This window comes from Stenotrophomonas sp. HMWF003, assembly GCF_003061285.1.
Taxonomy (GTDB): Bacteria; Pseudomonadota; Gammaproteobacteria; order Xanthomonadales; family Xanthomonadaceae; genus Stenotrophomonas; species Stenotrophomonas maltophilia_AP.
Genome location: NZ_QAIW01000283.1, coordinates 1 through 5,914, shown reverse-complemented (window position 1 = coordinate 5,914; position 5,914 = coordinate 1). Strand labels below are relative to the sequence as shown.

Annotated in this window: 6 protein-coding genes; 5 read left to right on the top strand and 1 reads right to left on the bottom strand. The window is 65.5% G+C overall.

The annotated features are described in order from the left end of the window. The first annotated feature begins 413 nt into the window (after nt 1-413). The 5 genes from ahpC (at nt 414) to DBR34_RS11775 (ending at nt 5,316) form a co-directional block, all read left to right on the top strand. Nucleotides 414-977, top strand: coding sequence for an alkyl hydroperoxide reductase subunit C (ahpC, locus tag DBR34_RS11795; protein ID WP_038690387.1), 564 nt, complete (start codon nt 414-416; stop codon nt 975-977). Between the two features lie 152 nt (nt 978-1,129). Further along, nucleotides 1,130-2,722, top strand: coding sequence for an alkyl hydroperoxide reductase subunit F (ahpF, locus tag DBR34_RS11790; RefSeq protein ID WP_128096937.1), 1,593 nt, complete (start codon nt 1,130-1,132; stop codon nt 2,720-2,722). A gap of 86 nt (nt 2,723-2,808) precedes the next feature. Continuing rightward, nucleotides 2,809-3,759, top strand: a complete 951-nt coding sequence (oxyR, locus tag DBR34_RS11785; RefSeq protein ID WP_128096936.1) for a DNA-binding transcriptional regulator OxyR — start codon at nt 2,809-2,811, stop codon at nt 3,757-3,759. 139 nt (nt 3,760-3,898) lie between these two features. Then, nucleotides 3,899-4,306, top strand: a complete 408-nt coding sequence (gene rnk / locus DBR34_RS11780) for a nucleoside diphosphate kinase regulator (RefSeq protein WP_038690393.1) — start codon at nt 3,899-3,901, stop codon at nt 4,304-4,306. A 47-nt stretch (nt 4,307-4,353) separates the two neighbouring features. Further along, nucleotides 4,354-5,316 (top strand): transaldolase, encoded by a 963-nt coding sequence (locus DBR34_RS11775; protein WP_128096935.1) that lies wholly within the window; start codon nt 4,354-4,356, stop codon nt 5,314-5,316. A 149-nt stretch (nt 5,317-5,465) separates the two neighbouring features. Here DBR34_RS11775 and msrA read toward each other — a convergent pair. Beyond that, a partial coding sequence (msrA, locus tag DBR34_RS11770) for a peptide-methionine (S)-S-oxide reductase MsrA (RefSeq protein WP_128096934.1) occupies nt 5,466-5,914 on the bottom strand: 449 nt, incomplete at its 5' end.

Sequence of the window (5,914 nt, the reverse complement as noted above, 5' to 3'; positions counted from 1 at the left end):
GGTCGGGCAGGTGGCGGGGGCGCAGTGTAGTGCACCGGACCAGGGGCCCAGGCGGGCGAAAGGACCGGGCGTGACCGGGGCCAGACATTGATTGCCGCAATGAGCGAACCAATATTGGTTGACCTGCCCTATCGACAATCCGATGCGACCGCCGCATGCGCGCGCCGGGTTCGTTCAGCCAACCCCGTACAGGAATAAGGAGCGGCTATTGCTCCGATTACCCCATTCAGCCCGGATGTCATTGTGCTGCAACGCTTTCGGGCGAAACAGGGCCTGACATTCATCGCAAGATCAGCCGCTATTGATAGACTATGACTATCGTATAGATGCAATCAATGGATTGTCCTTATGGGAACGGAGCCGCTAACCTGTGTTGGTCGCTTCACCCACCCCCTTCACCAAGAGGAACATCAATGTCGCTCATCAATACGCAGATCAAGCCGTTCGAAGCCAATGCCTACCAGAACGGCGAGTTCATCAAGGTTTCCGACAGCACCCTGAAGGGCCAGTGGTCCGTGCTGATCTTCATGCCGGCCGCGTTCACCTTCAACTGCCCGACCGAGATTGAAGACGCCGCCGACCATTACGCCGAGTTCCAGAAGGCCGGTGCCGAGGTGTACATCGTCACCACCGACACCCACTTCTCGCACAAGGTGTGGCACGAAACCTCGCCGGCCGTCGGCAAGGCCCAGTTCCCGCTGGTCGGCGACCCGACCCACCAGCTGACCCGCGCCTTCGGCGTGCACATCGAAGAAGAAGGCCTGGCCCTGCGCGGCACCTTCATCATCAACCCGGAAGGCGTGATCAAGACCCTGGAGATCCACTCCAACGAGATCGCCCGTGACGTCTCCGAAACCCTGCGCAAGCTGAAGGCTGCCCAGTTCACCGCCGCCAACCCGAACCAGGTGTGCCCGGCCAAGTGGAAGGAAGGCGAAAAGACCCTGACCCCGTCGCTGGACCTGGTCGGCAAGATCTAAGCCGTTTCCCATCCCCATTCCCGTTTCGACGGGAATGGGGGTGAACCCAAGCCGGTGCCCGACGCGCCGGTTTGGGTTCACCCCCATGTCGCGCAGATGCGCCCACGGGGTTCGTCGACGCCGTCTGCTTGCCTGAATCAAGGAGTTTTTCGATGTTGGATGCCAACCTCCAGTCCCAGCTGAAGACCTACCTGGAACGTGTCACCCGTCCGATCCAGATCACGGCGCACGTGGATGACGGCGCCAAGTCGCAGGAAATGCTGGAGCTGCTGAACACGCTGGTCGCGCTGTCGGCGCAGATCAGCCTGGACGTGCGCCGCGACAGCAGCGAGCGCACCCCGTCGTTCGCGCTGACCACCCCGGGCCAGGACATCCACCTGGCGTTCGCCGGGCTGCCGATGGGCCACGAGTTCACCTCGCTGGTGCTGGCGCTGCTGCAGGTGGGCGGTCACCCGTCCAAGGCCACCGCCGAGCTGATCGAGCAGGTGCAGGGGCTGGAAGGCGAACTCAAATTCGAAACCTATTTCTCGCTGTCCTGCCAGAACTGCCCGGACGTGGTGCAGGCGCTGAACCTGGCTGCAGTGCTCAACCCGCGCATCCAGCACGTGGCGATCGACGGCGGCCTGTTCCCGGCCGAGGTCGAGGCGCGCCAGATCATGTCGGTGCCCACCGTGTACCTCAACGGGGAGATGTTCGACCAGGGCCGCATGACCCTGGAGCAGATCGTGGCCAAGCTGGACACCGGTTCGGCCAAACGCGACGCCGAGAAGATCGCCGCCAAAGCACCCTTTGACGTGCTGGTGATCGGTGGTGGTCCGGCCGGTGCCGCCGCGGCGATCTATGCCGCGCGCAAGGGCATCCGCACTGGCGTGGCGGCGGAGCGTTTCGGTGGCCAGGTGCTGGACACCATGGCGATCGAGAACTTCATTTCGGTCAAGGAAACCGAGGGTCCGAAGCTGGCCACGGCACTGGAACAGCACGTGCGCGAGTACGAGGTGGACATCATGAACCTGCAGCGCGGCACGGCGCTGACCCCGGCCGGCGATGATGGCCTGGTAGGGATCACGCTGGAGAACGGTGCAGTGTTGAAGTCGCGCACGGTGATCCTGTCCACCGGTGCGCGCTGGCGCCAGATGAACGTGCCCGGCGAAGACCAGTACCGCAACAAGGGCGTGGCGTACTGCCCGCACTGCGATGGCCCGCTGTTCAAGGGCAAGCGCGTGGCGGTGGTGGGCGGCGGCAACTCCGGCGTGGAAGCGGCGATCGACCTGGCCGGCCTGGTGTCGCATGTGACCCTTCTGGAATTTGATGACAAACTCCGGGCCGATGAAGTCTTGCAGAAGAAGCTGCGCAGCCTGGGCAACGTCACCATCATCACCAGCGCCCTCACCCAGGAAGTGCTGGGCGATGGCCAGAAGGTGACCGGGCTGGTCTACAAGGACCGCGTTGGTGGCGATGCGCACCGGATCGAACTCGAAGGCATCTTCGTGCAGATCGGGTTGCTGCCCAACACCGAGTGGTTGAAGGGCTCGGTGGCGTTGTCGCCGCGTGGCGAGATCGTGATCGACGACCGTGGCCAGACCAGCGTGCCGGGCGTGTTCGCGGCAGGCGATTGCACTACCGTTCCGTACAAGCAGATCATCATCGCGATGGGCGCCGGTTCGACCGCCGCACTGAGCGCCTTTGATCACCTGATCCGCACATCCGTTCCCAAGAGCAGCGGCGCTGTTGCCGAAGCTGCCTGAAACGTCCGGGTCCCGGTTCGCCGGGACCCACCTGCTGGGTAAGCCACGCCGTCACCCGGTCCATTACCGCTTAGAGGTCCAAGGAAATGAACCTACGTGATCTGAAATACCTGGTGGCGCTTGCCGACCACCGGCACTTCGGCCGCGCCGCGGCGGCGTGCTTCGTCAGCCAGCCCACCCTGTCCACCCAGATCCGCAAGCTGGAGGACGAACTGGGCCTGCCCCTGGTCGAGCGTGCACCACGCAAGGTCATGCTCACCCCCGCCGGGGTTGAAGCGGCAGCGCGTGCGCGCACCATCGTGGCCGAGGTCGAGCAGCTGAAAGAAGCCGCACGGCGCAGCCGCGATCCGGAAGCCGGCACCGTGCGTCTGGGCATTTTCCCCACGCTGGGGCCGTACCTGCTGCCGCACGTGATTCCGAACATCCGCGAACGCTTCCCGCAGCTGGAACTGCTGCTGGTGGAAGAAAAGAGCGACGAGCTGCTGGCGCGGCTGCGCGAAGGCAAGCTGGATGCCGCGTTGCTGGCACTGCCGCTGGACGACGACCAGCTGCACGCCGAATTCCTGTTCGAGGAACCGTTCCTGCTGGCCGTCTCCGGGCAGCACCCGCTGGCCCGTCGGCACCACCTGGACGTGCAGGAGCTGTCCACCCAGAAGCTGCTGCTGCTGGAAGACGGGCATTGCCTGCGCGACCAGGCGCTGGCGGTCTGCCGGCTGTTCGGTGCCAATGAGAAATCCGAGTTCCGCGCCACCAGCCTGGAGACGCTGCGCCAGATGGTCGCGGCCGACGTGGGCATCACGCTGTTGCCCACCCTCTCGGTGAAACCGCCGGTGCCGCGTTCGGAGAACATCCGCCTGCTCGATTTCCAGGGCGATGCCCGGCCCAGCCGGCGCATCGCGATGGCGTGGCGGCGCAGTTCGGCCATGACCGGCTTCCTGCAGCAGCTGGCGCAGCAGTTCAAGCGCCTGCCGCAGGAACTGTTCACCCTGGACAACGCCGATTCCGGCGTGGCCATGACAGCGCGCGGCAACGCCTGACAGGCCTGCTGAACCGGCTGCATCGGTCCCTGCGCCGCACGGGTCGCATCCGTCTTCGATAGGCAGCACAATAGAACCCAGGCGGCGCCAGCAGGCGCCGCCTTTTGCATGGGCCATCATTACTCGCAAGGAGCTTTACATGTCCACTTCCAGCGGACTTCCCCCGTCGATCATCGTTTCCAGCCACGACATGGATCGTCTGGACGCCATGCTTGAATCCCCCGCCGTCAGCCAGACCCCGGCCGCCGTGGCGCTGGCCAAGGAGCTCAACCGTGCCACGGTGGTGGCGCCGGACCAGATTCCCGACGGCACCGTCATGATGCATTCGCGCGTGGAATGCGAAGATGAGCTGCAGAACGAAAAGCACGTGCTGACGCTGGTCTATCCGCGCGAAGCCGATGTTGAACAGGGCAAGGTGTCGATCCTTGCGCCGGTGGGTACCGCACTGCTGGGCCTGTCGGTCGGCCAGACCATGGATTGGGACGCACCGGGTGGCCGCAAGCTGCGCCTGCGCGTGACCGCCGTCCACAACCAGCCCCACGCCTGACCTTCCTGCCCCCGCGCAGGGTTCCCGTTTTCGTACCAGGAGTCGCAATGAACACCGTTTCTCCGTCCAAGCTCAGCCAGCTGCGTGATCTGTCCGTCGTGGTAGCCGATACCGGCGACTATGAGGCGATCAAGCGCCTGAAGCCGGTCGACTGCACGACCAACCCGACCCTGGTGAAGAAGGCGCTGGACCTGCCGGTGTATGCGGACCTGATCGAGCGCGAACTGGCCTGGGGCCGCGAGCAGGCCGGCGAACGCGAGACCATCGTGCACGCCGTCGCCGACCGCCTGACGGTGGGCGTGGGCACGCTGCTGAGCTCGCTGGTGCCGGGCCGGGTGTCCACCGAGGTGGACGCCGACCAGGCCCACGACACCGCCGCGACGGTGGCCAAGGCGCGCCAGTTCATTGCGATGTACGAGGCGGCCGGCGTGCCGCGCAGCAAGGTGCTGATCAAGATCGCCGCGACGTGGGCGGGCGTGGAGGCGGCGCGGGTGCTGCAGGCCGAGGGCATCGACTGCAACCTGACGCTGATCTTCAACCCGACCCAGGCGCTGGCCTGCAGCGAAGCCGGCGCGTTCCTGATTTCGCCGTTCGTCGGTCGCATCCTGGACTGGTACGTGGCCAACGGGCAGGCCCCGGCCGACATCGATGCCGACCCGGGCGTGGTGTTCGTGCGCGGCGTGTACGCCGAGTTCAAGCGCCGCGGTTCGCCGACGGTGGTGATGGGTGCGTCGTTCCGTTCGACTGCGCAGATCGAGGCGCTGGCCGGCTGCGATCGCCTGACCATTTCGCCGGACCTGCTGGAGAAGCTGGACGCCGACCACGGCGCGTTGCCGCGCAAGCTGGTGGCCGGTGCGGCCGAGCCGGTGCAGGCGGCGGCGATCGACGAAGCACGCTTTGCGGCCGACCTGGCCGCCGACCCGATGGCCACCGAGAAGCTGGCCACCGGCATCGACGCGTTCGCCAAGGACCTCGAAGCGCTGCGCCAGACGATCCGCGAACGGCTGTAAGCGCGCCGGTTCCTGGACGACAAAAGGCCCCGCACTGCGGGGCCTTTTGATTTCTCACCCATCGACAACCGGGGTAGAGCCGACCGTTGGTCGGCTGCTCCCACGTCACTGCAACGGCGGCCGACCAACGGTCGGCTCTACCGCATCGCTCAGGCATCCACACCAATCGGGCAACTCACCCCCGTGCCACCGATACCGCAGTACCCGTTCGGGTTTTTGGCCAAGTACTGCTGGTGATAGTCCTCGGCGTAGTAGTACGCCGGGGCCGGAAATTCGATCTCGGTGGTGATCGCGCCCAGGCCGGCCTCGTCCAGCCGCTTCTGGTAGGCGTCGCGGCTGGCGATGGCCGCGTCGAACTGGGCCTGGCTGGTGGCATGGATGGCCGAGCGGTACTGGGTGCCGGTGTCGTTGCCCTGGCGCATGCCCTGGGTGGGGTCATGGTTCTCCCAGAACACCTGCAGCACCTGGCCCAGCGAAATGATGGCCGGGTCGAATACCACCTCCACGATCTCGGTGTGCCCGGTCATGCCGGAACACACCTCTTCGTAGGTCGGGTTCGGGGTGGAACCGCCGGCATAGCCCACCGAGGTGGAATACA